At 44.8% G+C, this 24042-nt stretch carries 26 protein-coding genes and 1 other RNA gene; 21 read left to right on the plus strand and 6 right to left on the minus strand.

Annotated features, from left to right (window positions below):
- Positions 1-189 precede the first annotated feature (189 nt).
- On the minus strand, positions 190-636 hold the full coding sequence (locus QUA13_RS12450) for a hypothetical protein (RefSeq protein ID WP_333190592.1): 447 nt from the start codon (positions 634-636) through the stop codon (positions 190-192).
- 61 nt (positions 637-697) lie between these two features.
- Here QUA13_RS12450 and QUA13_RS12455 point away from each other — a divergent pair, with 61 nt between their 5' ends.
- Complete coding sequence (locus QUA13_RS12455) at positions 698-838, plus strand: hypothetical protein (RefSeq protein ID WP_333198774.1); 141 nt, start codon at positions 698-700, stop codon at positions 836-838.
- Positions 839-1017: 179 nt separating this feature from the next.
- Here QUA13_RS12455 and QUA13_RS12460 read toward each other — a convergent pair whose 3' ends face one another.
- Positions 1018-3504, minus strand: a complete 2487-nt coding sequence (locus QUA13_RS12460; protein WP_333198776.1) for a putative PEP-binding protein — start codon at positions 3502-3504, stop codon at positions 1018-1020.
- A 72-nt stretch (positions 3505-3576) separates the two neighbouring features.
- Here QUA13_RS12460 and QUA13_RS12465 point away from each other — a divergent pair, with 72 nt between their 5' ends.
- Entirely contained in the window at positions 3577-4263 is a 687-nt protein-coding gene (locus QUA13_RS12465) for a ComF family protein (RefSeq protein ID WP_333198778.1), read from the plus strand.
- Positions 4264-4395: 132 nt separating this feature from the next.
- Here the strand turns inward: QUA13_RS12465 and QUA13_RS12470 are convergent, their stop codons facing one another.
- A complete protein-coding gene (locus tag QUA13_RS12470; RefSeq protein WP_333198780.1) occupies positions 4396-4977 on the minus strand; it encodes a 2'-5' RNA ligase family protein in 582 nt (193 codons plus the stop codon).
- A gap of 120 nt (positions 4978-5097) precedes the next feature.
- On the opposite strand from QUA13_RS12470, the gene QUA13_RS12475 reads away from it, so the two are divergent.
- From QUA13_RS12475 to QUA13_RS12540, 14 genes are all read left to right on the plus strand, one after another.
- Positions 5098-5364: a YciI family protein gene (locus QUA13_RS12475; protein ID WP_015179070.1), complete on the plus strand. Its 267-nt coding sequence runs from the start codon at positions 5098-5100 to the stop codon at positions 5362-5364.
- A 23-nt stretch (positions 5365-5387) separates the two neighbouring features.
- An RNA gene (ffs, locus tag QUA13_RS12480) (signal recognition particle sRNA small type) lies at positions 5388-5484 on the plus strand.
- A gap of 23 nt (positions 5485-5507) precedes the next feature.
- Positions 5508-5888, plus strand: a complete 381-nt coding sequence (locus QUA13_RS12485) for a phasin family protein (RefSeq protein WP_172191785.1) — start codon at positions 5508-5510, stop codon at positions 5886-5888.
- 198 nt (positions 5889-6086) lie between these two features.
- Complete coding sequence (locus tag QUA13_RS12490) at positions 6087-6530, plus strand: hypothetical protein (protein ID WP_333122939.1); 444 nt, start codon at positions 6087-6089, stop codon at positions 6528-6530.
- Between the two features lie 34 nt (positions 6531-6564).
- On the plus strand, positions 6565-7140 hold the full coding sequence (locus tag QUA13_RS12495) for a Uma2 family endonuclease (protein WP_333198782.1): 576 nt from the start codon (positions 6565-6567) through the stop codon (positions 7138-7140).
- Between the two features lie 90 nt (positions 7141-7230).
- Positions 7231-8601, plus strand: coding sequence for a DNA phosphorothioation system restriction enzyme (locus QUA13_RS12500; RefSeq protein ID WP_333198857.1), 1371 nt, complete (start codon positions 7231-7233; stop codon positions 8599-8601).
- 203 nt (positions 8602-8804) lie between these two features.
- Entirely contained in the window at positions 8805-9080 is a 276-nt protein-coding gene (locus QUA13_RS12505) for a hypothetical protein (protein ID WP_333198784.1), read from the plus strand.
- Positions 9077-11143 (plus strand): AAA family ATPase, encoded by a 2067-nt coding sequence (locus QUA13_RS12510; protein ID WP_333198786.1) that lies wholly within the window; start codon positions 9077-9079, stop codon positions 11141-11143. Before QUA13_RS12505 ends, QUA13_RS12510 begins: the two co-directional genes overlap by 4 nt.
- Positions 11133-11789 (plus strand): Uma2 family endonuclease, encoded by a 657-nt coding sequence (locus tag QUA13_RS12515; protein WP_333198788.1) that lies wholly within the window; start codon positions 11133-11135, stop codon positions 11787-11789. Before QUA13_RS12510 ends, QUA13_RS12515 begins: the two co-directional genes overlap by 11 nt.
- Positions 11790-11801: 12 nt before the next feature.
- Complete coding sequence (locus tag QUA13_RS12520; protein WP_333198790.1) at positions 11802-12122, plus strand: nucleoside triphosphate pyrophosphohydrolase; 321 nt, start codon at positions 11802-11804, stop codon at positions 12120-12122.
- Between the two features lie 102 nt (positions 12123-12224).
- Positions 12225-12695 (plus strand): DNA phosphorothioation-associated protein 4, encoded by a 471-nt coding sequence (locus QUA13_RS12525; protein ID WP_333198792.1) that lies wholly within the window; start codon positions 12225-12227, stop codon positions 12693-12695.
- Positions 12696-12705: 10 nt separating this feature from the next.
- Positions 12706-13764, plus strand: a complete 1059-nt coding sequence (locus QUA13_RS12530; RefSeq protein ID WP_333198794.1) for an endonuclease/exonuclease/phosphatase family protein — start codon at positions 12706-12708, stop codon at positions 13762-13764.
- A gap of 38 nt (positions 13765-13802) precedes the next feature.
- Entirely contained in the window at positions 13803-14039 is a 237-nt protein-coding gene (locus QUA13_RS12535) for a hypothetical protein (protein WP_242723690.1), read from the plus strand.
- Positions 14032-14391: a type II toxin-antitoxin system RelE/ParE family toxin gene (locus QUA13_RS12540; RefSeq protein WP_333198796.1), complete on the plus strand. Its 360-nt coding sequence runs from the start codon at positions 14032-14034 to the stop codon at positions 14389-14391. The genes QUA13_RS12535 and QUA13_RS12540 overlap by 8 nt, the downstream gene beginning before the upstream one ends.
- A 98-nt stretch (positions 14392-14489) precedes the next feature.
- On the opposite strand, the gene QUA13_RS12545 is transcribed toward QUA13_RS12540, so the two are convergent.
- Positions 14490-16082 carry a DGQHR domain-containing protein gene (locus QUA13_RS12545; RefSeq protein ID WP_333198798.1) on the minus strand — a complete coding sequence of 531 codons (1593 nt, stop codon included), beginning with the start codon at positions 16080-16082 and terminating at the stop codon, positions 14490-14492.
- Between the two features lie 228 nt (positions 16083-16310).
- Here QUA13_RS12545 and dndB point away from each other — a divergent pair, with 228 nt between their 5' ends.
- Positions 16311-17444 carry a DNA sulfur modification protein DndB gene (gene dndB, locus QUA13_RS12550; protein ID WP_333198800.1) on the plus strand — a complete coding sequence of 378 codons (1134 nt, stop codon included), beginning with the start codon at positions 16311-16313 and terminating at the stop codon, positions 17442-17444.
- Between the two features lies 1 nt (position 17445).
- Here dndB and QUA13_RS12555 read toward each other — a convergent pair whose 3' ends face one another.
- Positions 17446-18057 (minus strand): hypothetical protein, encoded by a 612-nt coding sequence (locus QUA13_RS12555; RefSeq protein ID WP_333198801.1) that lies wholly within the window; start codon positions 18055-18057, stop codon positions 17446-17448.
- 219 nt (positions 18058-18276) lie between these two features.
- Between QUA13_RS12555 and QUA13_RS12560 the strand changes: the two genes are divergently transcribed.
- From QUA13_RS12560 to QUA13_RS12570, 3 genes are all read left to right on the plus strand, one after another.
- Entirely contained in the window at positions 18277-19245 is a 969-nt protein-coding gene (locus QUA13_RS12560) for an HNH endonuclease (protein WP_333198803.1), read from the plus strand.
- A gap of 22 nt (positions 19246-19267) precedes the next feature.
- Positions 19268-20986, plus strand: coding sequence for a DNA phosphorothioation system sulfurtransferase DndC (gene dndC, locus QUA13_RS12565; RefSeq protein ID WP_333198805.1), 1719 nt, complete (start codon positions 19268-19270; stop codon positions 20984-20986).
- A 130-nt stretch (positions 20987-21116) separates the two neighbouring features.
- Entirely contained in the window at positions 21117-21680 is a 564-nt protein-coding gene (locus QUA13_RS12570; RefSeq protein WP_333132710.1) for a GxxExxY protein, read from the plus strand.
- A gap of 50 nt (positions 21681-21730) precedes the next feature.
- On the opposite strand, the gene QUA13_RS12575 is transcribed toward QUA13_RS12570, so the two are convergent.
- Positions 21731-21880, minus strand: a complete 150-nt coding sequence (locus QUA13_RS12575) for a hypothetical protein (RefSeq protein WP_333198807.1) — start codon at positions 21878-21880, stop codon at positions 21731-21733.
- A 68-nt stretch (positions 21881-21948) separates the two neighbouring features.
- Here QUA13_RS12575 and dndD point away from each other — a divergent pair, with 68 nt between their 5' ends.
- Positions 21949-23946 (plus strand): DNA sulfur modification protein DndD, encoded by a 1998-nt coding sequence (gene dndD, locus QUA13_RS12580; protein WP_333198809.1) that lies wholly within the window; start codon positions 21949-21951, stop codon positions 23944-23946.
- Positions 23947-24042: the final 96 nt, after the last annotated feature.

A 24042-nucleotide genomic window follows, 5' to 3' on the forward strand; every position in this document is an offset into this window, starting at 1 on the left:
TTTTTATGTATGACTGTACTTTAAGCCTTGGATAGCTTTCCTCGCCACTCACCCCAAAAAACTGTCCGGACTGTTGTTTTGAGAAAGACAGAATTTACGCACGGGAGTCTAGACACCTGATTTCTTCCCGGATACCTCGCTGCTAAAACCAAGATTTATTAGGAGAAACCGGGTCGATCGGCGTCAGTCTTAGAAAGAGTAAACTCGGCCTTTTTCATCAATATAAACTGATCGGTCTTGCCTAGTGCGGCTATCCGATCTGGTGATGCGAATCGTCACAATGTTTTGCTGCGAGTCAACGTTATAGTCGTATTTTAAAGTTGTGGTTCCTCCTGTGGCATTAATCGGAATATTAGCAATGTCGCCGGTGCGATTGCTGATGCGAACAATGATGTTTTTGCTGGCTCCGACTGGCAAGGATGACAAGCTGGCACCTGATTGACCGTATTCTAGGTTTAATCCCGTTTCATTTAACAGTCTGAGGGTAATGTTGCGAGTATTGTCAACCTGCGCTTGAGGTTGCCAGAATCCGGGTTTTGTGCCACCGTCAGTTGCAGGTTGAGATAATGCTGGATGGGGATGAAGAAAGCCCAGGGCGGCAAGTATTGCTACTGTTGCAATAATTTTTGATTTCACTGTTTGTACCTCCAGGTCAAGTGTTGGTTATATTTCTATCCTAGCTTTAAAATCAGATCTTGTGATAGCGGAAGGAAAAAGAAGGAAGAAGTTCGGCAACGGATTCTGTAACGGATGTAACGGATGTAACGGATGTCAGTCCGAAGGAAGAAGGAAGAAGGAAGAAGGAAGAAGCAATAAAAGCAAGGGTTTCACCAATTAAAAATGTCCTCACCGTCTGGGCGGTTGCTATATCTAATTTAAAACCGGGTTCCTGTAGTTGTTAATAGTCCTGGAGGCACGGGTTGTCTAGAAACCCGGTTTCTGAGCGGGTGGCTGCTTGGCAAAGCTATGATTTAGAGTAGAAACGGGGATTCTGAGGTAAAGTGCATCCGGGACTGGTTAATTGTTAATTATCGATCGAGCGGCTTCTAGAAGCAGGCGCTGTTCGGCGCGGACGATCGCCCTGCAAGTTTGTTGTACAGCCTCGGCATTGACCGAAATAGACGAAATCCCCCACCGCACGAAGGATTCAACTGTATCGGGATACAAAGCTGGAGTGTCGCCGCAGATCGAGCAAGGAATGCCGGCGGCCCGGGCCTGTCTGATTAATTGTTCGATCGCCCTCATCACTGCTCGATCGCGCCCGTTGAAAGCACCTGCTACCTGTTCGGAGTTCCGGTGAATGCCTAACAGCAATTGGGTTAAATCGTTGGTGCCGATGGAAATTCCTTGAACTCCTGCTTTTACGTAATCTGGCAATAGAAATAACACTGAAGGAACTTCCGCCATAATCCACAGCTGAAATTCGGCTGAGCGGTTTTTCCAAATAGTTTCTAAGCGCTGGCGACAGTAGATAAACTCCTCAACCGAGCGCACGAAAGGCAAAATTAAATTAACATTCGTATAGCCAGACTCGCAGAGTTTTTGAAGTACGCACAGTTCCCAATCAAATAACTCCGGTTCAAATGTATAACTGAAACTGCCGTGGGCGCCTGACTCGCGCAAATCGAGAGATCGATAAAATATCGGCCGCGGCGAAACGGCAGCAGCAAATAAGCTGAGGCAATCCGCCATGCGATCGACAAATTCCGATTTGCGCCCGTTTTGCAACCAAAGTTTCGGGTTTTGACAGTCCAAAGCTTCCAATGCCATTAATTCCGATCGCAGCAATCCGATGCCGTCTATTGACAGATTTTTGAGGCGGTCGATCGAACTTGTTTGGCTGACATTAACTAGCAGTTGAGTCGCCGTTGGTGGGCCCCAAACATATTCGGCAGACTCAGATTGTCGAGATTTCTGCCCGGAATTGGACGATCGATCAGAGGTTGAAGATTGGTGGTTGGCTATTGACATTTTGGCTGCTGTACTGTATGTATCTGCATTTGTTGCTCTGTCCAGAAGTCGGCGGCTGTCTGCTATCTCGATCGCATCGTGTTGGGCGAGGGCAAAAACTTCTCCGCTATCGCCGTCTACCAACACGGAATCGCCCGAGGCGATCGCCCGAGTGGCCCCTACCACTCCCACAACGGCGGGAATCCCCAATTCTCTCGCTAAAATGGCGCCGTGGCCTGTCATGCCTCCTTGTTCCGCAACCACCCCAGCAGCAACCTTCAGCCAAGGCAGCCAATTCGGATCGATTGCCCGGGCTACCAAAATGCCTCCGGCTAAGAATTCCGCGTTTTCTGGGTGGGAATTAGTCATAACTTGGGCAATTGCTTCGGCTTTTCCTGATGCTGCTGCCACACCTCTGAGTATGGCAGGAGTTCGGGCTGGGGCGATCGAGTTTGGGTGCGGGAGGGCGATCGAATTTTCCTCTACCGGCGCGACTTTTTCCCCTTTCACAAGACGAACTTGAGTGAAATAAAACTGCGGTTCGCTGCTGTTTGCTGTCTGGTTTAGCGTCCACTCCAAAATTAAATCCGAGTCAAATTCTGCGATCGCTTTTTTACTCAATTCAATGATTTCTTGAAGTTGCGATTCCTCTAAAACGTATTCTGTTTGTGCTTCCTCTCCCAGCGCTAAAACTTGCACGCAACAGTCAGCAAAATCAGAAATTATAAATGGAGAATCGGAAATTGGGAAAGCAGCAAACTTGCCCAGCAGCAGTTTTTTTTTCGGTTCACCATCGCCGACTTTGAGATTGTAGGCTAATGTTTTGTAACCGATCCGCTGGAATTTAACCGCGGTTGTTTCTGGCTGCACTTGATAGTAATCGGGGATGGTTTCTCCCCTAGCGAGGGACAATCCCAAACCGCTGGTGGCTTGGATTTCCCACTGTGCGCCCGCCTTTGTTTTCACCTCGCCCGCGGCGATCGCTTCTTGAAGTGGCTGCACCAAAACTGCGGGATTGATTTGCTGTACCCGCAGGCCGCACCGCTGCCAGTAAAATAGACTTCGGGCTTTGAACATTTCTGCCCAAGCTCGTTTGAGTCCGGCCCCAATGGCTTCGGGTTCTGCCCGTACTGCTTGAGATTCCAGAATGCCGACTGTTTTCGGGTTCCAGGCAGTCAGGGAAGGGCGAAAAATTAAGGCTGTGGAGTTTAAGTTTGACTGTGAGTTGAGTTGAGAAACAGCAGACTCTAGGGTGGAGAGCAGTGAATCTGGCAGTTTGCCGGCGAGGATTTGGTGGCGGATGCTGCGGGCGATCGATTGCAGTTGTCTGGGTTCATCTACATTCAAGTGCAGGGAAGAGTGTGGCCAGTCAGCAAACAGCGGTTCTAGCCAGTCGATCGACTCTAAAAACTGCCAGAATGTGGTAGCCGGCACGACAAAACCCGGTACAACAGGATGATTTTTCTGAAGCAAACAGCTCAAGTAAAATGCTTTTTCTCCCACTGCATCTCGGTCTGAAGGTTGAATTTTGTCTAACCAGTAGAGGTTTTTCACGCTGCGAGCCTGTCGGTGGAAACTGATTGAAGTTGAAAGTTTTTCCCATTAATCACTTACGACAATTTTAGGATGAACAAGCGAAAATGGACGGGATTAGTCAAATCTTTTCTCAATCTTTTTCTTAAGTCTAACTGTCCTCTTTGTCAGCGACCGGCCGCCGGAGAGTTTTGTCCGTACTGTCACAAGCAACTTCAGCGATGTCAGTTAAGCGATCCGGGTCGATTTTGGCATTCAGAACAGCGTGTTTTTGTGTGGGGTGAGTACGGCGGGGCTCTCAAACGGGCGATCGCAGCTTTGAAATATGACGGCAATCCGCAATTAGCCAAACCTCTCGGCGGCTGGCTGGCAGAAGCTTGGCTGAGTTTTCCCGAATTAGCTATAGACAATTTAACAGTTGTACCGATTCCCCTGCATCAAGAAAAGCTCAAGGAGCGCGGTTTTAACCAGGCGGAACTTTTGGCTGAAAGTTTTTGCGAGCTGACTGGTTTGCCTTTGCAGCGGCACGGTTTGGAGCGGGTTAAAAATACTCAGGCTTTATTCGCTCTGACGCCACAGCAGCGGCAAGCGGAAATGAAAAATGCTTTAAGTTTGGGGAAAGATTTTCGTCGCCGGCGCCCGCGCGCTGGCGTGCTGTTAGTTGATGATATTTACACTAGCGGTACTACGGTTAAGTCGGCAATTAAAATATTAGAAGAGTCGGGAATTTCGGTTTACGGAACTGTGGCACTTGCAACTCCTAATAAGATTAATCGGTAAGCTGCGAATGCCTTTAATTTTAAACTGGTTTGTAGTGAGTAAATGATATTTATCAGGATTTGCTAATAATATTTTTTCGGGAAAACGAACCGCGAAGACGCGAAGAAAGAGCAGAAAGAGAAGGGAGAGTGTTTAGGATGGATTTAGGATTGTTGGAGGCTCGGCTGCAAGTGGAAATTGGTTGCTGATGTTCCACCGGCTGCCGTCGTGAAGCAGTAAAGTTAACGCCGAAGCGGTAAACTCAAAGTGGAGCGATCGCCCGGCAAATTCTAACCAAGCCGTTTGAAAATTCTCCTTACTTAAATCGCGAAAAGCCACTGTCATGTGCGGTACAAATGCGCGAGTCTGAGAAACTCGATCGACTATTCCTAAAGTTGCTTCGATATAACTCATCAAATCTTTGTGAATCTCCAGCAATTCGGGTGATTTGACAACATCAGCGTAAATGACGCGGGGCGCGAAAGCAGCAAAACCGGATAGAGTAACGGGAATGGGCCGCCGATTTACAGAAAACTGGTTTAAACTTTCCTCTAATTTGGGAACATCCTCCGCTAACGAGTGAAAAGGAGGTTGCAGCGTGATGTGCGGCGGCGAATTCAAAGCACCGAGGCTGTTGTAATGTTCTGCAAAATACCGTTGAATCTCAGTAATCTGCTGTTCAATATCGGGAGGAGGCACTAGGGCAATAAAAAATCGCTGTTTTGACTGGTTCATCGGATAACATCGCAGTTAAGAAAGGATAGTGCAAAATGGAATATAGAGCATTTGCCCTAGATCCCATTGGCGATCGCCCATTCCCAATCTAAAATATAAAATCTAAAATCCCAAATAAAAATGCCTTGGTTTGTCAAAATTGAGCAAGGAATTGTCGAAAAGCCTGTCTTTGACCAATACGTGCCAGCTCACAGAGCTTATGTCCGAGAGTTGATTTCTAAAGGACACCGAGCGAAAACTGGCTACTGGGCGAGGCGGGGCGGCGGTATGTTGCTGTTTGAGGCGGGTTCGATGGATGAGGCGAAGGCGATCGTCGCTGAAGACCCGCTGGTGAAGAATGGTTGCGTTATTTATGAAATTTATCACTGGTGCGTGGTTGAAGAATAAATAACTGTGTTATACTGATAAATGAACTGGACCCACGCGATTCCAACGCCCAAATCTTGTCAGGACCGGAAGGTAGCAGCAACACGGGATGCTTGTAATAGGCGTGGTCTCCGGTTCACCCAGTTTTATGAGGTGTAGCTCCTATGCCTGGTTTTGGAGATATTTTACAAAAAGCAGTGTACCTTGGTGTCGGGCTAGCTTCCTACGCTGGTGAAAAAGCTGGCAGCAAGTTAACTGAATTACGCACTGAAGCCCAAAAGCTGGCAGACGAATTGGTGAAGCGGGGTGAGATGTCAACGGAAGAAGCCCGTCGCTTTGTTGACGATATGGTGCAACAGGCTCAGCAGCAGCCCCCCGTAGAATCGGCTGGCGACAAAAAACCGGCTGAACCTCGGCGGATTGAAATTGTTTCTGAGGAAGAAGATGTCTCGGTAAAAGATGCTAAAGAGACAGGCGGCGTAGACAAGCTCCGCGAACAAGTGCAGAATTTACAAGAGGAATTGCGGCGGCTGAAGCGGGATTAAGCAGGAAAAAACTCGCTCAGCAAAGCAGGAAGGGAACTCAGGATAATACTCTTGAGTTCCCTTTTTGAATATCTCCCCTGTCAGATGTGGACGGATATCAGGCAATAGGTAATAGAATTGAAAGTAGGTGCGATCGCTTCGCATGAGGCTGGCTGCACCTGTCTGTAAAATATTTTGTAATAGCAAGCTGTCAAATTCATGGAAGATTGGTCTAAAGATTTTTTTGGAGTAATGGAAAATGCTGTTTCTGAAGTAGAGCATTTTTTCAGCGAAATGGGCGAAGAGTTTGTCGAAATGCTGGACGTTTTGGCAAAAATGTCGGAAGAGTTTACAGAACAAGTACAAAATAATCTGATTAATGACATTGACGGTTATTTCAATGAATTTGACGGTTTATTTAATGAATTTATCGAACCGATAATTGAAATTTGCCGCGACTTCGATCCTGAGTTTGATGAGATAGATTTGTCGATGGTGACTTATGTAGACCCTTCGCCGACGCAGCAGCCGGCTTGTCGCGGTTGTCGCAACTATCACGGTCAAGTTTACGGGGGAAATTTGTTGGTTTGTGCGATGCACCCTACTGGTGTGGAATCGGAGAGTTGTGCTGATTGGGAAACTGACAGCGATATGAATTTTTAAGACGGGAGTTGAGTTGTTAAGGGGTTAATGGCTTATGGTAACGTCAATTCAGTCTCCGTCAAAGATTTCTCTGGAAGAGTTTCTGCTATTGCCAGAGACTAAGCCGGCTAGCGAGTATGTTGACGGTCAAATTTATCAAAAAGCTATGCCCCAAGGAAAACACAGCACGTTACAAATCAAATTTTCATCAGCTATTAATCAAGTTGGCAAACCGCAAAAGTTAGCTTTTGCTTTTCCCGAATTGCGCTGCACTTTGGGGGGAGGTGCTGTTGTTCCTGATTTAGCAGTATTTGAGTGGTCGCGCATTCCTCTGAATTCTCAGGGAGAAATTGAAAATAGGTTTGAAATGGCTCCCGACTGGATAATTGAGATTTTATCGCCGGATCGAAGTTCAACTCGCGTGATTAAGAAGATTCTGTTTTTCTTCAAAAATAAGACTAAATTAGGTTGGATGATTGACCCGGAAGAAGAATTGGTAATTGTTTTTAAACCGCAGCAAGAACCTGAGAGTAAGGAGAATGAAGATATTTTACCAGTTCTGGATGTGCTGTCGGATTTGCAAATGTCGGCGGATGATTTGTTTGGGCTGTTAAGTTTCGAGGGCCCGTGAGTTACAGTTGAGTATAGGGAATATTGCATCTAACGGCATTTAAAGGTGAATCGCTCAACGGCTAATAATTCGCAATTTGGATTTCCGAAAATGCCGCCATCGCTGCAATTGCGACAGTATCAGCGAGTGGCGGTTGCTAATTGGTTTGCGAATCAGGGACGCGGTACGCTGAAGATGGCGACGGGTAGCGGCAAGACGATTACTGCGCTGGCGATCGCCACTGAATTATACAACAAAATTAACCTGCAAGTTCTGCTCGTAATTTGCCCCTACTGCCATCTGGTGAATCAGTGGGCGCGCGAATCGGAGAAATTTGGTTTAAAACCTATTTTGGCTTTTGATAGCGCCCGCAGTTGGCAAAACAAGCTGGCTGCAGGTTTGTATGAAGTGCGATCGGGCGATTCCCTACGGGATAGCTGCGCTTCACGAGCATTTCTCACAATCATCACTACTAACGCTACCTTAATGGGAGATAGCTTGCAATCGCAACTGCGCTATTTCCCAGAAAAAACCCTGATTATTGGAGACGAAGTTCACAACTTAGGCGCGCCTCGTTTAGGAGAAAGTTTGCCGCGCAATATTGGACTGCGACTCGCTCTTTCCGCCACCCCAGAAAGGCATTTCGACGAACAGGGAACCGAAGCTATTTTAGATTATTTCGGCCCAGTTTTGCAGCCGGAACTCACCTTAGCCGACGCCATCCGCCAAAAAGCATTAGTACATTATTTATACTATCCAATTTTAGTAGAATTGACAGAAGCCGAAACCCGCAAGTATTCCCGTTTAACTCAAAAGATTGGCTGGGCGCTTTGGGGCGATGAAAAAGTAGAAGAAAACGATGCTTTAACAACTTTATTAATGCAGCGATCCCGGTTGATTGGAGCGGCGGCTAATAAATTAGTAGCTTTGCGAGAATTAATGATTCACCGTCTCGACACCGCCCACACTTTATTTTACTGCGGCGACGGTGCGATCGAAGGAAGCGCGCGCCGAAATAACAACCGCCAACTAACAGAAACCGCGAAGTTATTGGGTTCAGAATTAGGCTACCGAGTTAACACTTATACTGCGGCCACTTCTTTAGCAGAAAGAGAACGATTGCGCCGACAATTTGAGAGTGGAGAATTGCAAGGTTTGGTAGCGATTCGCTGTTTGGATGAAGGCGTTGATATTCCAGCAATTCGCAATGCTGTAATTTTAGCAAGCAGCAGCAATCCGCGCCAGTTTATTCAGCGCCGAGGACGGATTTTGCGGCCGCATCCGGGGAAGGAAAGGGCAACTTTATTTGACATGATAGTTTTGCCTCCAGATTTGGGCAGAGAAACTTTAGAAGTCGAGCGCAATTTGCTGCGAAAAGAGTTGAAGCGGTTCTTGGAATTTGCCGATTTAGCCGACAATGCTGGAGAAGCTAGGGTGAAATTGCTGCAAATTCAGAGACGGTACGGGCTATTAGATATTTGACATTTATTAAGGTTCGGTTTATGTTTGAGAATATAGAATTATTTGATAGCAGTTTTAGTTGCTAGTTTAGTTCGCGATCGCACCCAGACTTCAGAAACCAGGTTTCTTTGTAGATTTCTCGTGACTGTTCGCAAAACTCGTAGAAACCCGGTTTCTCGCCCATGAGCTTAGGCCCTGTATATTTTAATATTTGCAAAAACAATATGACAGAAAATCTGAATGAAAATCTGATTATGGCATTTAGATATGAAGATAGTGCGATCGCAGCCGTACCGACAAGCATTTTAGCAGAAAAGCGTTCTGCTTATCAAACTCACCAGGAATTCAGCGACGTACAGCAACCAATTACTAGCGCGCAGCCCGAAGTCCGACAAATTATTGAGCGGGTATTAGAAATTGAAAAAGATAAGTTGTATATGAGAGCTCCCCGCCACATTAACGATGACATTTTAAAAATCATTAAGGAAGCAATTGTATGAAGTTAATCTCAATTACTCTGTGCAACTTTCGTCAATTTTACGGCAAAAGCCCCGAAATAAAACTAGCTTGGGGCGGGCAAAATATTACAGTAATTCACGGGAATAATGGCGCTGGAAAAACTGCATTAATGAATGCCTTTACGTGGGTACTTTACGGAAAATTTAGCGCGGCTTTTGCAGCGGAAGAACAATTAGTAAACAAGCGCGCTCTGGCTGAGGCAGAAATGGGAAAAGCCGTAGGCTGTTGGGCGGAAATTGTGTTTGAACACGACAGCACGCGCTACCAAGCAAGACGAATTTGTCGTGCTTATAAAAGTGAAAACACTGTAGAACATGGCAAGGCTGAATTGTTCCTGAATGTAGCAAAAGATAACGGTCTCTGGCTGAAGCCGGATCAGCATCCCGATGATATTATCGGGCGGATTTTGCCGGAAAGTTTACATAAATATTTCTTTTTTGACGGGGAGCGAATCGAGCAAATTGTCCGCCACGACAAGAAAGCAGAAATTGCTGAAGCTACTAAGGAGTTGCTGGGGGTGGAAGTGTTGAATCGATCGATCCGGCATTTAGGAGAAGCCAAAAAATCTCTTGAGACAGATTTAAATATAATTGGGAATGCTGAAACGAAGAAACTTTTAAAAGATAAGCAAAAAATTGAGCAAGAAGCTGAGCAACTTTCGAGCAGACAAGTAGAAATCGAGCGGGAATTGGCGCACCAAGGGGAGTTAAAGAAAGTAGTTAATGGTAACTTGTTGGAACTTAGCGGTGCTGCGGATTTACAAAAGTTACGAGACGAATTGCAAATGCAGAAAAATTTATTTAAGCAACAAATTGTACAGGCTACAGATGCTCTAAAGCGAGCAATTTCTGTGCGCGGTTACGCGGTATTTCTGTCGGAGGCGGCGGCTGAATTTGAAGTGATTGTCGGGGGTTTGCGGGAAAAAGGCGAGTTGCTTTCGGGGATTCAGCGACCGTTTTTGGAAGAGTTATTAGCGCAGCAGCGGTGTATCTGCGGTGCTGAATTACTAGAGGGTTCTGAATCTCGCCAACAGGTTAGCGGTTGGATGGATAAGGCGGGTGTTGGCGATGTGGAAGAAACAACTATTCGGATTAGCGATCGGGTAAATGAAATTGATAGGCAAGTCGCTGATTTTTGGGAGGAAATTGACCGACACCAAGGCAATATCAGCCACGACAGAACCGAACTTTCTCGGGTGGAAAATCAGCTAGACGATATTCACAGCAAGCTGCGAAATTTTCCTGACGGCGATGTCAGCCGCTTGCAAAAGCGGTTGGATGAAATTGAGGCAAAAATTGGCGATTTGCACCGGGAAACAGGCTCTAACCAGCAGCAGATTGAGAGTTTGAATGCGCAGGTATCGGCTTTGAACAAGCAAATCGACAAGCAGCAGCTAAACGAGCAAAGGCAAGTATTAGCCCAGCGCCGGATTGCTGCAACTCAGGATGCGATCGATCGCCTAACTGAAGTGCGATCGCGCTTAGAAAAACAGTTTTGTTCTCAGTTGGAAAAGCGAGTGCAAGATATTTTTAGTCAAATTTCTTTTACTCCTTACATCCCCAAGTTGAGCGATAAATACGAACTGACGCTAGTAGAAAATACCTCGGGACAAGAATCTTTGGTTGCCGCTTCTACAGGAGAAAATCAAATTCTCAGTTTGTCGTTTATCGGCGGAATTATTGACGGCGTGCGGGAGTGGAGTCAAAAAAATACTTTGATGGGCCCGGATAGCAGTACATTTCCAATTGTGATGGATTCTCCCTTTGGCAGTTTGGACGAAATTTATCGCAAGCAAATCGCGAATAAGCTGCCAAAGTTGGCGAATCAATTGGTAGTTTTGGTAACAAAAACTCAGTGGCGCGGAGAAGTTGCTCAAGAGATGGAAAGTTCTATAGGCCGGGAATACGTGCTGGTGTACAATTCTCCGAAAGCTGATTGCGAAGAAGATGCGATCGAACTGGGCGGGACGCGCTATCCTTTAGTTAAGCGAAGTCCAAATGAATTTGAATATACGGAAATTGTAGAGGTGGAGTATGACTTCTAATTCGGCAATTACGCAAGCTTTGGAAACGGATATTTGGGTGAAGGCGACGTGGGAAGAGTTTCTGAATTTTGCTGAGGATTCAGCATGGGAAAAGGGCAAGTTTTATTACTATCAAGAACACATGAGGGTGGAAATGTCACCAGTAGGGCCATTGCACGCGCGTCATAATTCAATCATCCCGTATGTAGTTATTCTGTTTGCTACATTGAGAAATATCCGAGTAGTTCAATTTGCTAATGGCAGTTTTAGGAAAGCAGGTATTCGCGAGTTTCAACCGGATTTAGCTTACTACATCGGTTCAGATTTGAGAGTTCCTCCTAATGACAGCAATTCACCTGTTGATTTGGATGAATACGATCCGCCTAATTTGGTAATAGAAATTGGGGCATCTTCTTTTAACGATGATTTAGGCAGTAAGCGGTTGCTTTACGAAAATGCAGGAATTAGTGAATATTGGGTCGAACGTGCAAACACGCGGGAGGTTTTTGCGTTTGCGATTAATAACGGAGGTAGCGGGAGAATTCAAGAGTCGCTGGTTTTGCCGGGGCTGGAAATCCTGTTAGTTGAGGAAGCTTTGAACCGGAGTCAAACCCAAGATGATGGGGAAATTAATCGCTGGTTGATTCAAACTTTTAGTCAAGGTTGAAGGGAGTTTAACGTGGAAAAAGAGTATCATAAGTTGGTGCGCGATCGCATTCCTGAAATTATTCGCCAAAGCGGGAATGAATGCGAGGTTGTAATTTTGCCGGATGCAGAATACCGTCAAGCTTTGCGGCTGAAATTGATTGAGGAAGCGGGGGAAGCGGCGGAGGCTGATGAGGAAGATTTGGTGGCGGAATTGGCGGATTTGTATGAGGTAATAGATGCGGTGATGGCGAGTTTTGGCATTTCGGGCGCTCGACTTTTGGCGGAACAAATGAAGCGGCGAGAAGCAAGAGGAGGTTTTGCACAAAAAATTATGTTGTTGCGGACATTGTGAAGTGCACCCGGTTGAAACCGGCGCTACACCAATGAAGTCCGCCTGCGCGGACTGTTGGATATTTGCGAGATTTATAATAGTTAGAAACTAGATATTATGGCAATGGCTGCTAACAAAATTAGAATTGCTAAAGATAAAGCGGAGTTAGTCAAATCCTTAACTTTATCGGATAACAACACTGGCCCTTTCCAGACTTACGCCGATGTCATCGCTTTCGCCGCATCCTTGGGAAAGCAGCGGAAAAAACGATCGCCTTTGGGGGAAATTTCTAAACGAGAACCGGGGGCGATAGATGTTGATATTTTTGTATCAAGGGGTTACGATATGGCGATTAAGTTAATTGCGATCGCCGAAACCAAAAATCCTCAAATTCTCTCCCATCTCGACCAACAATTGGAAGCAGAACGCTTGCAAATTTTTGAAGAATATGCTAATGGCGGACTGGAAATTTTACGAGAAGAGTTGCGGGGTGCGGCGGATTATACCGATCGCCTGTTGTTGGTTTTGATTTCAGAAAGAGACAACCAACATCGGTCAAATGAAGAATTCGATTTAAGCAAGTTTTTATTTTAATAGGTTCCCCATGAAGCACATCCCAAAAGATATAATCAAGAGATGCTTAAAGGCATCTGCAAAATTTCTTGCTTACAGTTACTCAGCATTTCTTATCTGCTATTTCCTTCTCAAACTAATCTTTTGGGATAGAATAGGAATTATTGCCTTAATTAGCACCTTTATCCCCTTAATTTTCTTCCCTACTTTCCTGCTTCCCATCATCGGATTGTTAATTATCAAAAAAAGATGGTTCACTATTATTTCTGCGATCGCCAGCCTTCTCCTAATAAGTTGGCTGCACGTCAAATACTTTTCTCCCGCACCCATCAACATCACAGATTCGCAGCCCAGGATCAAAGTTTTATCCCATAACCTCAGTTGGCATAAAACTCAGTCACCTACTTTATTTAAACTGATTCAGCAGCAAAAACCCGATATTATCTTTTTACAAGAAATCGTTAGGAAACATACCGAAAGAGCTTTCACCTGGTTAAAAGCAGACTACCCCTATCAAATTGGCACTCCCCCTGCAGGAATTCTCAGTAAATATCCAATTGTATCCAGCGAAATACTGCATTTAGCAGGCCATCCAGAAACGCAGCAGCGGGCAATTATTAAATTTAACGGACAAGAAGTAGTGATTTATAATATGCAAGCTACCGGGCCGTGGTTGAAGATGTCTAAAAAATTTGGTTTTATCAAAATTCCAGTTTACAAATATGACAAACGATCGCCTGAAATTAAAGATTTAGTGCAGCGAGTTGAGCGAGAAACTCGGCCAGTAATTGTCGCGGGGGATTTTAATATGACAGACGAAACTCAAGATTATGACAGGGTGCAGAAAGTCATGCAAGATGCTTTCCGAAAATCGGGATGGGGGTTGGGTTTTACCTGGCCTCACGGTTGGGAACTTAAGTTCTTGGTAAAAAGGTCGAATTGGAAATTAAATTATCCGGTTTTCCGGATTGATTATATTTGGTATTCAAAGCATTGGGGTGCTAAATCGAGTTCGGTGTTGGAGGCAACCGAGTCCGATCATTTGCCTGTAGGAGCCGAACTTATTTTGTTAAACGAAGCCAGATTGTGAGAATTGGTCTATACTATTAAAAGCCAGAGGCAAACCCCATGCAAATTACCCTCACCATCCCCGATCACTTAGAACAGCAGCTTCTTCAGAAAGCTAGCCAACTCAACTTGCCGATCGAAACCCTGATTTTGCAATCCCTGGGTCAACTATTTCAAGAAGACGAAGACGAGCTATCTAAAGAAGATATCCTCAACAGCCTCCGAATTGCGCTTCAGGAAGTAGAAGACGGCAAAGTTCACCCGATCGCAGAACTTTGGGATGGTATTGATGTCTGAACCACTCAGCATCCAGGTTCTGTTTGCAGATCAATTCAAGCGCCAAATCCGAACCCTCGCCAAACGCTATCGCCAAATTCAAAACGACTTGCAACCTCTCCTACAGCAGTTGCAAGCAGGCGAATGTCCAGGCGATCGCATTTCCGGTACGGGCTACACCGTATTCAAAGTAAGAGCCAAAAACAGCGACATCAGTAAAGGAAAAAGTGGAGGCTATCGCATTATTTATCAAGTCACATCAACCACTTGTTTCATCTTGCTCATCATCTATGCCAAATCTGACCAAGAAACGGTCGCCGTTGAAGAAATCAATGAGATTATCGATAGCTTCCGCAATCAGCAACAATCATAATCAAGAAATAACGTTAACTAGGATCAAAATTTAGGGATCGCGCTTTAAAATACTCCTAAATTTCAATCCCTGATTGCAGCAGCTATCAGCATAAAAACTTAGCTAAGCACCGGCGGCAATCCTACCTCTTGCGGCTGCACAAACCTGCCATTAAAACTAACAGCTTTATCCTCAAAAGTCCTCGCTTCCGCTACCGCTTGCCGCAAATGAGCTCGCTCCATATCGTCCTGAATTCCCCCCACCAAATATACAATTAACTTCGTCGCTAAATCCTTTCCAGAAACTAGCATTCGCTTTTTGTTCGGATCGTACAAAATCCCGTACCACGCAGACTCATAATTGTCCATGTGGCTAAATCCTTCATCCACATCGAATCTGCGGAGTTTGTCGAAAATAGATTTCAGGGAAAGTTTCTTTCTAAATACTAGAATTCCCAAAGCATTAGCTAAAGCAACTTGACCGACTGGACGGAACAAAAGATTTCCCTCGCCCCCTGGCTTTTCAAAACTAAATCGGCGCAATTCGGCCGTTTCTTCGCCGCTTTCAATTCTTTGATAGCTGGGTAAAGTTGCTAAATTATCGAACAATTTTTTAAACTCTTCAATTCCCTCTTTGAGTTCTTCATCTTCGGGACGCATGGGAATTAAACCTTTTCGTTCCGGCTTCCAATGGGGGAATTTGTATTCTAAATACCGTTCGGACATATCTTGCAGCGCTTGCAATGTGGTTAAGACCGTTGATTTTGCTGCGACTGTGGCGCTGTCCCAATTGACGCGGGGGTTTCTGTCATCTTGTTCTTTTAATAAGGGATGGGTGACGGCAATTTTTCGGGCTGCGATCGCAAATCCGTTGTCCTCGTTCAATAATGCTAGCTGGCCCTGACTCAGCGTTACCGCCATTAGGTTAACGTGCACAAAGATCGATCGCACGCGCCGTTGTGCTTGCTGTCGCGTTTCCCCCGCTACCGCCGCCGGGATAAACTCTATTCCGATTTTTTCGTGAGCTAATTTATACACGGTTTCGGGGTCGATTTGATACTCTTCTGCTAAATCTTCCAGAGTAATTGCAGCGCCGACAGGTTTTTTATTTTTGTTGTATCTTTGCAGGATTCCGGTTTTAATTAAACTCATTAAACCTTGAACTCCCATCAGCCGATGCTGGCCGTCTAAGGCAAAAATTGAGACTTTTTGAGAGACATTCAAAAGCCCTAAGTTCTCGTTTTTATCAAAGGATGTAAATTCAGTCGCGGATTTGGTTGCTACGCCATTTTTATCCCATTCCTCGGCTAAAGGATTGTCTACCCACGGGGGACTGACGACTACTAAAACTGCGGGGAATTTGTGCGATTTTCTGGCTGCTAAGTATTGAGTTAGGGCGGCTTGGCGCGACCAATCTAAGGGACGCTGGATAATTTCGTCAATGGTTTCGTCGTCGCGGACGATGTTATTGGTTTGGAGGTCGAATTTTTGGCGGAAAAGCGGCATCTGGGAGGCGAAACGGACGCGAGAGTCTAACCATTCTAGGGTGACTGAACCGATGTATGCTTCGCTGTTTCCCATCTGGGTTTTTTGTACGAAAATGCGACCGTCCTTTCCTAAATAATTATCTAATAAAAGTGCGATTTCCTGTCTGTCGCTATTTTCTTTTTCTAAAATTTTGCTAGCGAGGTCATCCGCTGGGTTGGTGTTCATCGGCGGTTTTTAGATAATTAGGCTATTTTTTCAAAAAATATCATATACTAAAATTTATGTCAACACTTGTTTTTAAAAAAACATTGTGAAATACTTAAATTATGCCCTACTAGACCACCGATTTTCATAAAAATTGCAAAAAGTCAATAGCTATTAATGCCTAATTTCTCTGCCCCATGCCCCATTCCCCATGCCCCATTCCCCATTCCCAATGCCCCATTCTAAAATATGTCTACTCCTTCTTTTGAATACATTTTGCCGGTAATTCGGGGCATTCAAGCGGGCCGCGAATATTACGTGTCGATGTGTCCGGTGCGTTTTTTGCCGAAATTGTTTCCCTTTGAATCTGAAGATTTGCCGCCGTCTATGCGGGCGAAACGCGCGCTTAACAAAGCTAGGATTCCCGAAATTGCTGATTATTTTGTCAAGAATCCTACAAATTATACTTGTGGGGCCATTGCTGCTTCGATTGATGCGGATATTACTTTTGAAGCAGTTGGAAATGAGGCAGAAGAACGGAAAATCGGTCGCTTGCGAGTGCCGATGGATGCTAAGTTTACTATTAATGACGGACAGCATCGACGCGCGGCTTTTGAGATGGCTTTGAGGGAAAATCCGCAGTTGGGATATGAGACGGTGGCGCTGATTTTGTTTCTCGATATTGGGTTGGAAAAATCGCAGCAGATGTTTGCTGATTTGAACGGTTTTCAAGTTCCTTTGGAGGCGTCACTCAGTCTACTTTACAACCACCGGGACGATCGCGCTTTTGTGGTGAAGGCTGTTGTTAAGCAGGTTGAGGTTTTCCGGTGTTTGACTGAGATGGAGAAGGGGAGTTTGAACGGGCGATCGCACAAATTATTTACGCTGAGTGCGATCGATCGTGCTATCGTGGCTTTGCTGTCTAATATTCACCGCAGCGAACAAGCAAAACCCTCTGCTTCTCGCACCAAAAAAGAACAGAAAGAGGAAGAACTTGCTCAAAAAATACAACTGGCGGTTAGTTATTGGAATGCGGTTAGCAGTTTTATTCCAGATTGGCAATTAGTTCTGCACAAGCAAGTTGCTGCGGGGGAAATGCGCCGGGATTGCGTGCACTGTCACAGTGTTGTGCTTGAGAGTTTGGGGGAAGTTGGGGCGGCTTTGCGATCGGTTTTTCCTGAGAGTTGGGAGGAACGTTTGAGCCTTTTGCAGCAGGTTGATTGGTCGATTTATAATCCTGATTGGGAGGGTGGGATTTTGTTGAAAGGGGGGATTTCTAAGTCGAGGGCGAGTGTTAGTTGGATGACTGATTATTTGAAAAATTGGTTGGGTTTGGAAACCGCAGATACAGCACAGCAGCGCCCAAATGCCTCCAAAAACTAGGCTAATTAAAATAGCGTCTGAATGGTTCTGCAAGAATGCCCAAAATTTGGTCTAGCTGAGTAATGAAATATTCAGTCAAATCAATTTTTAACAACTGATTTTCTAGAATTAGGAATTTCCAGTTTGTACCTGTTGAAACTGCTCCATAAATCCCAGATTGTTCTTGCCCTTTGCGGGCATTAAATATTTGAGCTGCTGCCATCTGAGCCGCACACTGTCCCAATCCTATTCTAATATCGTTGTCTTTGGCTTCCACTAATGTCAAGACTGGGGCTGTAACTAATGATTGATTGCTCGACGCACTGAGGAGAAAGTCACAAGCCCCGGTTAATCCTTTGCTCTCTTCTACGTTAAATGTGTTGCCGGAAAAGTAGCCAATTTTGTTGTTGAAAGTGCGCCGTATTTCGAGTAAAATGGGGGTAATGATTAATTCCGATCGAGCTTTTTCGGTGCTGATACTTGAGGCTAAGTCTAAAGCTTCGTCTAGAGTTTCTTTGAGGCGTTCTGAAGGTGCGATCGGGGTAATTTGGCTGAATAAGTGGGGAATGTCTTCAACGGTTAGATCCAGGGTTGAGACGGCTTGGTCGATCGTTTTGAAGTCGCTGTAGGACATATTTAGTTTGCGGATGGAATGGATTTGAGAACCGCAGATGCCCGCGGACAGTGATATAATTATCACCTGTCTAGGCTATAAAATCACTTTTTAATCGGTTGATACTGCTTAAATTGTCTAGTTTCTGCATTATCGTTTTGCCTTGGGGCGCTTAACCCTCTGTTGACAATAGTGTAAAAGTTCAGGTCGGATTGTATTTAATCCTAGCGGGAGGACAAAATGACTACAGGAGAAAAGTCCGAAAATAAAAATCTAGCGTATTATCGACAACATTTTGCCGCTCTTAATGTCAGTAATACACGCCAACGTGGTCAAGCTAATCATAAGCCAATATTACTATTATCAATCATCGATCTAATTGCTCAAGGAATAATTAGGGAGAATCGAATTTATGTTTCAGACGACTTAATTCAAACCTTTAATAAATATTGGGATATCTTAGGTTCTGAATCTCACAATCGTGGTTTGCACTATCCATTTTGGCATTTGGAAGGCGATGGTTTCTGGCATAAAACATTAAAGTCTGGATTTAATGGTTCAAAACCTAAAACAACTAACAAGCTAAGAGAAGCTGTAGAATACGGTAGTTGGGATAATGAACTATTCGATTTACTTCAAGACCAAAATTCGCGATCGGAATTAATAGATACACTGATTGCGACATGGTTTTCATTAAATAGGGACGATATTGGAGATATTTTACAAGTTAATCAAGACTTTGAAAAAGTTACTCAGACAGAAAGAGAACTATCAGACTCAGCAGTAATACATGACGCAGAACCGAAATTTTATTTAACCAAATCTGCTGTTAGAAATGCTTTTTTCAGGAAAGCAGTAGTACATACATATGATTACAAGTGTGCATTTTGTCGATTGAAAGTCATCAGAAATCTCACTCAAACTATTGTAGATGGCTCACATATTAAGCCGTTTTCAAAGTTTTATGATAATCAAATTAATAATGGGATATCATTGTGTAAAAATCATCATTGGGCTTTTGACCAGGGTTGGTTTGCTATAGATGATAATTACAGAATTATCGTCGCTGATAACTTAGAAGAGGAATCCCCCAATGCCAGATGTATGAAAGATTTTCATAGTGAAACTATTCTCCTGCCGGCTTCAGACCAAGATTTACCAAGACTTGAATCGCTAGAATGGCATCGGCTGAATGTATTTAGAGCTTAATTAAGTAACTGAGGTTAAAGACATGACAGAAACAATGCAAATACCACTTTTTCCACCCCGTAGTGTTAGTGAGTTAGTGGCAGAAATCGAAAAATTAAGTAAAGAAATTAAAGAGTTATATTGTTTAGATGATATACCTTGGGTTTTAGGATATTCCGGCGGAAAAGACAGCACTACGGTAGTGCAGCTTATCTGGTATGCGATAGCAGAATTGCCACCTGAAAAAAGAACAAAAAAAATCTATGTAATCACAACAGATACACTTGTAGAAAACCCGATCGTTTCTACTTGGGTACGTCAGTCATTAAAACAGATGAAGTCTGCTGCTATAGAGCAACAGCTACCAATAGAACCTTATATGCTTTATCCAGATGTCAAAGATACTTTCTGGGTAAACTTGATGGGAAAAGGCTACCCAGCACCGAGACATGGATTTCGCTGGTGTACTGAACGCCTGAAAATCCTTCCTTCTAATCGGTTTGTTCGTGATATGGTGAGAATCAATGGAGAAGTAATTCTTATATTGGGTACTCGCAAAGCTGAAAGCATTAAACGCGCGGTTTCAATGGAGAAACATGAAATAGGTCGCATGAGTGACCGTCTAAATAATAATTCTAGTTCCATTAAATCTCTGCTTTATCAGAGTCCTAGTCTGCCTAATTCCCTAATTTATAGTCCGATAGAAGATTGGCGAACTGATGAAGTGTGGATTTATCTGAATCAGTGGCCTAATCCTTGGGAAAATAGCAACAAAGATTTATTTACCATGTATCGAGGTGCAACAGCAGACAATGAATGTCCTTTAGTTGTCGATACTTCTACCCCTAGCTGCGGCAGTTCTCGCTTTGGCTGCTGGGTTTGCACAATGGTAAGCCAAGATAAATCTATGGAGGCAATGATTCAAAACGATGAAGAAAAAGAATGGATGCAGCCTCTCCTCGATATTCGCAACGAATTAGACATTAAAAACGATCGCCCAAAAAGAGACTTCCGACGCATTTACGGTAGAGTAGAACTGTTTGAACGCAACATGGGCGACGACACAACCTCCGTCGAACCCATCCCAGGGCCCTACACCAAATTCTGGCGAGAACACTGGCTGAGACGAGTCTTGGAAGCACAAACCCAAATCCGCAAAACCGCACCCCTAGAAATGCGCGACATCACCTTAATTACCCCAGAAGAACTTAGCGAAATCCGCCGCATTTGGCTGGAAGAAAAGCACGAATTCGACGACAGTTTGCCCCGGATTTACGAAGAAGTCACGGGCGAACCTTTTGAAGATTCCCGTCCCGCCGCCGAAAGAAAACTCCTCGGTAGCGATGAATGGACTGCGATCGAAGAGATTTGCAGCGAGGACAAAATGCACCTCGAATTGATGGCAAAACTCCTTGATACAGAACGCCAATACTACACGAAGCCCCGCCGTACAGGCATTTACGCCGATTTAGACAAATGCTTTGAAACCAGTTCGCGATCGAAGGAAGAAGCGATTGGCAACGCCCACTATCAACGCAATTTAAAAAAAGCGGTGGAAGATATTAAAGCAAATCCGACGGAAAACATTCAGCAATTCAAAGATGCGATCGCCCAAACCAACAGTTCCGCCAAAAACGATACCGTTGATATTGCCAAACTTAAAGAAGAACTCGAAAGCAACAGCAATCAAAGCAGACAGCTATCTTGGGCGGACATTAAATTTTCACCGCCCAATTCAGGAGAGGAAAAACCTAGCGATTAGCACGCGCTAGCCTGCGGTTAAACCCAAACTTGTTGACAGCCACCCCGCCGAGCGATCGGATACAATAGGCTGTCAACTAACCTCATTATTACCCAACCCTCATCGTTGAAATTACAAAATTTTTACGACCATGATTAATCCTAATATTCCCCATCAGGAGCTTACATACAGCATCATCGGCTGTGCAATGAGAGTACACCGGAGGACGCAAAAAGGTTTAAGAGAAAAACATTACCAAAGAGCCTTTGATGCAGAAATGATAGAATCCGGTTTAACAACAGAAATGGAGTATCCCAGACAAATTTACGACGGTGAAGTTTGGATGGGAATCCTCTATCTAGACCATTGGGTGAATGAAGGTATTGTAGTAGAGGATAAAGCCGTAAATTATCCAATGACCGATAAAGATAAAGCTCAAATAATAGCTTACGTAGCAGCTACAGGAGCGCAAGTAGGTTTATTTATAAACTTTGGACGCAGCAAATTAGAATATCACCGCATCCTCCCACCAAAATCTGTACAAGGTTGGCAGAAACACATTCAACCATACTTGTGGACGCCGAAAACAAGTGGCAGGGGTTGGACAAGAGGAAGTTCAGGAACCTATGAAGAAACAGATGCCGAACTCCCCTTACCTTCCAGCATTAGACCCCAGAACCAGGAGGAAGATTCAACCGAAGTGATTGATTGGTAGCAAGGGGGGGAAATATTAGCAACGGATTTTGTAAAGGATGTAACGGATGATTAGTGGGTGATTACCAAATCCGCTGCTAATCGCCCCCCACCAACCACCCATCCGTTAAATCCGCTGCTAACCACCACCCCACCAACCACCCATCCGTTAAATCCGCTACCAAATCCCTTGCCAATAACCGCCGCCCACCAACCACCCATCCGTTAAATCCGCTACAAAATCCGTTGCTAACCGCCCCCCCCACCAACCAACAACATCTACATCTACAATGCAATTCCTCGAACTCGTCCTCAAAAACTTCGGCCCCTATGCAGGCACCCAAACCATCAATCTCCGCCCCGAAAAAGACGGAAATCCCTGCCCAGTCATTTTATTTGGCGGCATGAATGGCGGCGGCAAAACCACCCTCATGGACGCCATTCGCCTCGCCCTCTACGGTGGCCGCGCCCAATGTTCCACCAGAGGCAATTTAAGCTACAGCGACTTTCTCAATCAATGCGTCAACCGCCACACTCCCCCATTAGAAGATACCCGCGTCGAACTAACATTTGAACAAGTCCAAGACGACAAATTAACTCAATTCAAAATAGTTAGATACTGGAAAAAATTAGATATCAAAGACACCTTAAGTATTCTCATATACAGCGAGATTGTCAGCGATTGGTGGTCGGACAAAGCAATTACTAACACCTGGGACGAATACATCGAAACCCTTTTGCCCGTCGGAATATCCAACCTATTTTTGTTTGACGGCGAACAAGTAAAAGAACTCGCCGAACTCGAAACACCGCCAGAGTTTGTCGTCGGGGCGATTAAATCTCTTTTAGGTTTAGAATTAGCAGAACGCCTCGCCGTCGATTTAGAAATATTAGCCGGCCGCAAGCGGAAAGAAATTGCTGGCAAAAAAGACTTGGCTGCTTTAGAGAAAATCGAACAAACTTTCAAGAAAATTACTGATGAAATAGACTCAGCTAAGCAAGAACAAGCCAGCTTTAAAAACGAATTAGATAAAGCTCAAAAAAATCAGCAACAAGCATCAGAAAAGTTTATTTATGAAGGCGGGAAAATTGCCGCCGATCGCAGTCAGCTAGACAGCAAGCTAAACGACTACAGAAATCAGGCAGACAAAAGCCGTCAAGCCATGATGGAATTGGCGTCAAATACGCTACCACTCGCCCTAATTTCGCCCTTGCTAAGTGAAGCAAAAATTCAAGCAGAAACAGAAGCCAGCCAGCAGCAAGCAAAGATTGCCCAAAATGTTATCAAACAAAGAAGCGATCGCCTCCTCAACTATATCGCGGAAATCTCGTTAAATCCCCAACAGCTAGATAAAATTCAAGAGTTCATCCGCCAAGAAAACCAAGAACTCGAACAGCAAGCCGGAACAGATGCCCCGCCCTGGATGAACGCCGACAACAACAGCATCCAGCAACTAGAAAACCTCCTTAGCTACCAAATCAAAGCCCAGCAAATTCTAGCCCGCGACCAAATAGAAGAAATCAAAAGCATCGAAGCAGAAATCGACTTTACAGACAGACAACTCGCAGCCGCCGCTTCCCCCGAAGCCTACGAAAAACTAGAAGATGAGGTCAGGAAAGCCCAAAAAGCAGTCGCTATCGCAGCCGCAGCCTTGGAATCAGCCAACCGCCGCGTCGATGAATTAGAGAGAGAATTAGCCAAAAACCAAAAAGAACTAGAAAACTACAGCAGCGAATACATCACGATCAGAAACAGCCAACACGTCATCGCTTCGATCGCTAAAGCCCAAGCTACCCTGAAACTCTTTAAAGAAAAACTAACTCTCAAAAAACTCAACAAACTGGAAATAGAAATTACCGACTGTTTCCGCTACCTGTTGCACAAAACCGACCTCGTGCACAGAGTTGCGATCGACACTCAAACATTTAGCCTCTCCATTTACGATCCAGAAGGCAAACCGGTACCCAAACACCGACTTTCAGCCGGGGAAAAACAATTGCTGGCGATCGCCTTTTTGTGGGGATTGGCTAGAGTATCCGGGAGACAATTGCCAGTGGCGATCGACACTCCCTTGGGCCGCCTCGACTCCTCCCACAGAAACAACCTAGTCGAACGCTATTTCCCCTCAGCCAGCCACCAAGTCATCCTGCTTTCTACCGACACGGAAATTAGCAAAGTAGAATACGAAAAACTCCTAGAATTAGAGGCGATCGCCCACAGCTACCTCCTCAAATACGACTCCGCAAAACACCAAACCACCGTCGAAAAAGGTTACTTCTGGGAATAAAAATTCGCGCTAAAAAATAGCCGCAACCCCCTTGACTTTGCTGGGGAGTTGCGGTAGTATATATAGCATAATGGGATGGTTGCGAAAATTTTATTT

This window comes from Microcoleus sp. S28C3 (assembly GCF_036700785.1).
GTDB classification, from domain to species: Bacteria; Cyanobacteriota; Cyanobacteriia; order Cyanobacteriales; family Microcoleaceae; genus Microcoleus; species Microcoleus asticus.

Coding starts and splice junctions, on each gene's coding strand:
- dndC (WP_333198805.1), top strand. CDS start 19,268: ATGACAGAAACAATGCAAATACCACTTTTTCCACCCCGTAGTGTTAGT.
- QUA13_RS12555 (WP_333198801.1), bottom strand. CDS start 18,057: ATGTCCTACAGCGACTTCAAAACGATCGACCAAGCCGTCTCAACCCTG.
- QUA13_RS12470 (WP_333198780.1), bottom strand. CDS start 4,977: ATGAACCAGTCAAAACAGCGATTTTTTATTGCCCTAGTGCCTCCTCCC.
- QUA13_RS12530 (WP_333198794.1), top strand. CDS start 12,706: ATGAAGCACATCCCAAAAGATATAATCAAGAGATGCTTAAAGGCATCT.
- QUA13_RS12505 (WP_333198784.1), top strand. CDS start 8,805: ATGACAGAAAATCTGAATGAAAATCTGATTATGGCATTTAGATATGAA.
- QUA13_RS12485 (WP_172191785.1), top strand. CDS start 5,508: ATGCCTGGTTTTGGAGATATTTTACAAAAAGCAGTGTACCTTGGTGTC.
- QUA13_RS12510 (WP_333198786.1), top strand. CDS start 9,077: ATGAAGTTAATCTCAATTACTCTGTGCAACTTTCGTCAATTTTACGGC.
- QUA13_RS12535 (WP_242723690.1), top strand. CDS start 13,803: ATGCAAATTACCCTCACCATCCCCGATCACTTAGAACAGCAGCTTCTT.
- dndD (WP_333198809.1), top strand. CDS start 21,949: ATGCAATTCCTCGAACTCGTCCTCAAAAACTTCGGCCCCTATGCAGGC.
- QUA13_RS12525 (WP_333198792.1), top strand. CDS start 12,225: ATGGCTGCTAACAAAATTAGAATTGCTAAAGATAAAGCGGAGTTAGTC.
- QUA13_RS12575 (WP_333198807.1), bottom strand. CDS start 21,880: ATGGGTGGTTGGTGGGCGGCGGTTATTGGCAAGGGATTTGGTAGCGGA.
- dndB (WP_333198800.1), top strand. CDS start 16,311: ATGTCTACTCCTTCTTTTGAATACATTTTGCCGGTAATTCGGGGCATT.
- QUA13_RS12490 (WP_333122939.1), top strand. CDS start 6,087: ATGGAAGATTGGTCTAAAGATTTTTTTGGAGTAATGGAAAATGCTGTT.
- QUA13_RS12500 (WP_333198857.1), top strand. CDS start 7,231: ATGCCGCCATCGCTGCAATTGCGACAGTATCAGCGAGTGGCGGTTGCT.
- QUA13_RS12475 (WP_015179070.1), top strand. CDS start 5,098: ATGCCTTGGTTTGTCAAAATTGAGCAAGGAATTGTCGAAAAGCCTGTC.
- QUA13_RS12540 (WP_333198796.1), top strand. CDS start 14,032: ATGTCTGAACCACTCAGCATCCAGGTTCTGTTTGCAGATCAATTCAAG.
- QUA13_RS12495 (WP_333198782.1), top strand. CDS start 6,565: ATGGTAACGTCAATTCAGTCTCCGTCAAAGATTTCTCTGGAAGAGTTT.
- QUA13_RS12545 (WP_333198798.1), bottom strand. CDS start 16,082: ATGAACACCAACCCAGCGGATGACCTCGCTAGCAAAATTTTAGAAAAA.
- QUA13_RS12570 (WP_333132710.1), top strand. CDS start 21,117: ATGATTAATCCTAATATTCCCCATCAGGAGCTTACATACAGCATCATC.
- QUA13_RS12560 (WP_333198803.1), top strand. CDS start 18,277: ATGACTACAGGAGAAAAGTCCGAAAATAAAAATCTAGCGTATTATCGA.
- QUA13_RS12465 (WP_333198778.1), top strand. CDS start 3,577: ATGAACAAGCGAAAATGGACGGGATTAGTCAAATCTTTTCTCAATCTT.
- QUA13_RS12515 (WP_333198788.1), top strand. CDS start 11,133: ATGACTTCTAATTCGGCAATTACGCAAGCTTTGGAAACGGATATTTGG.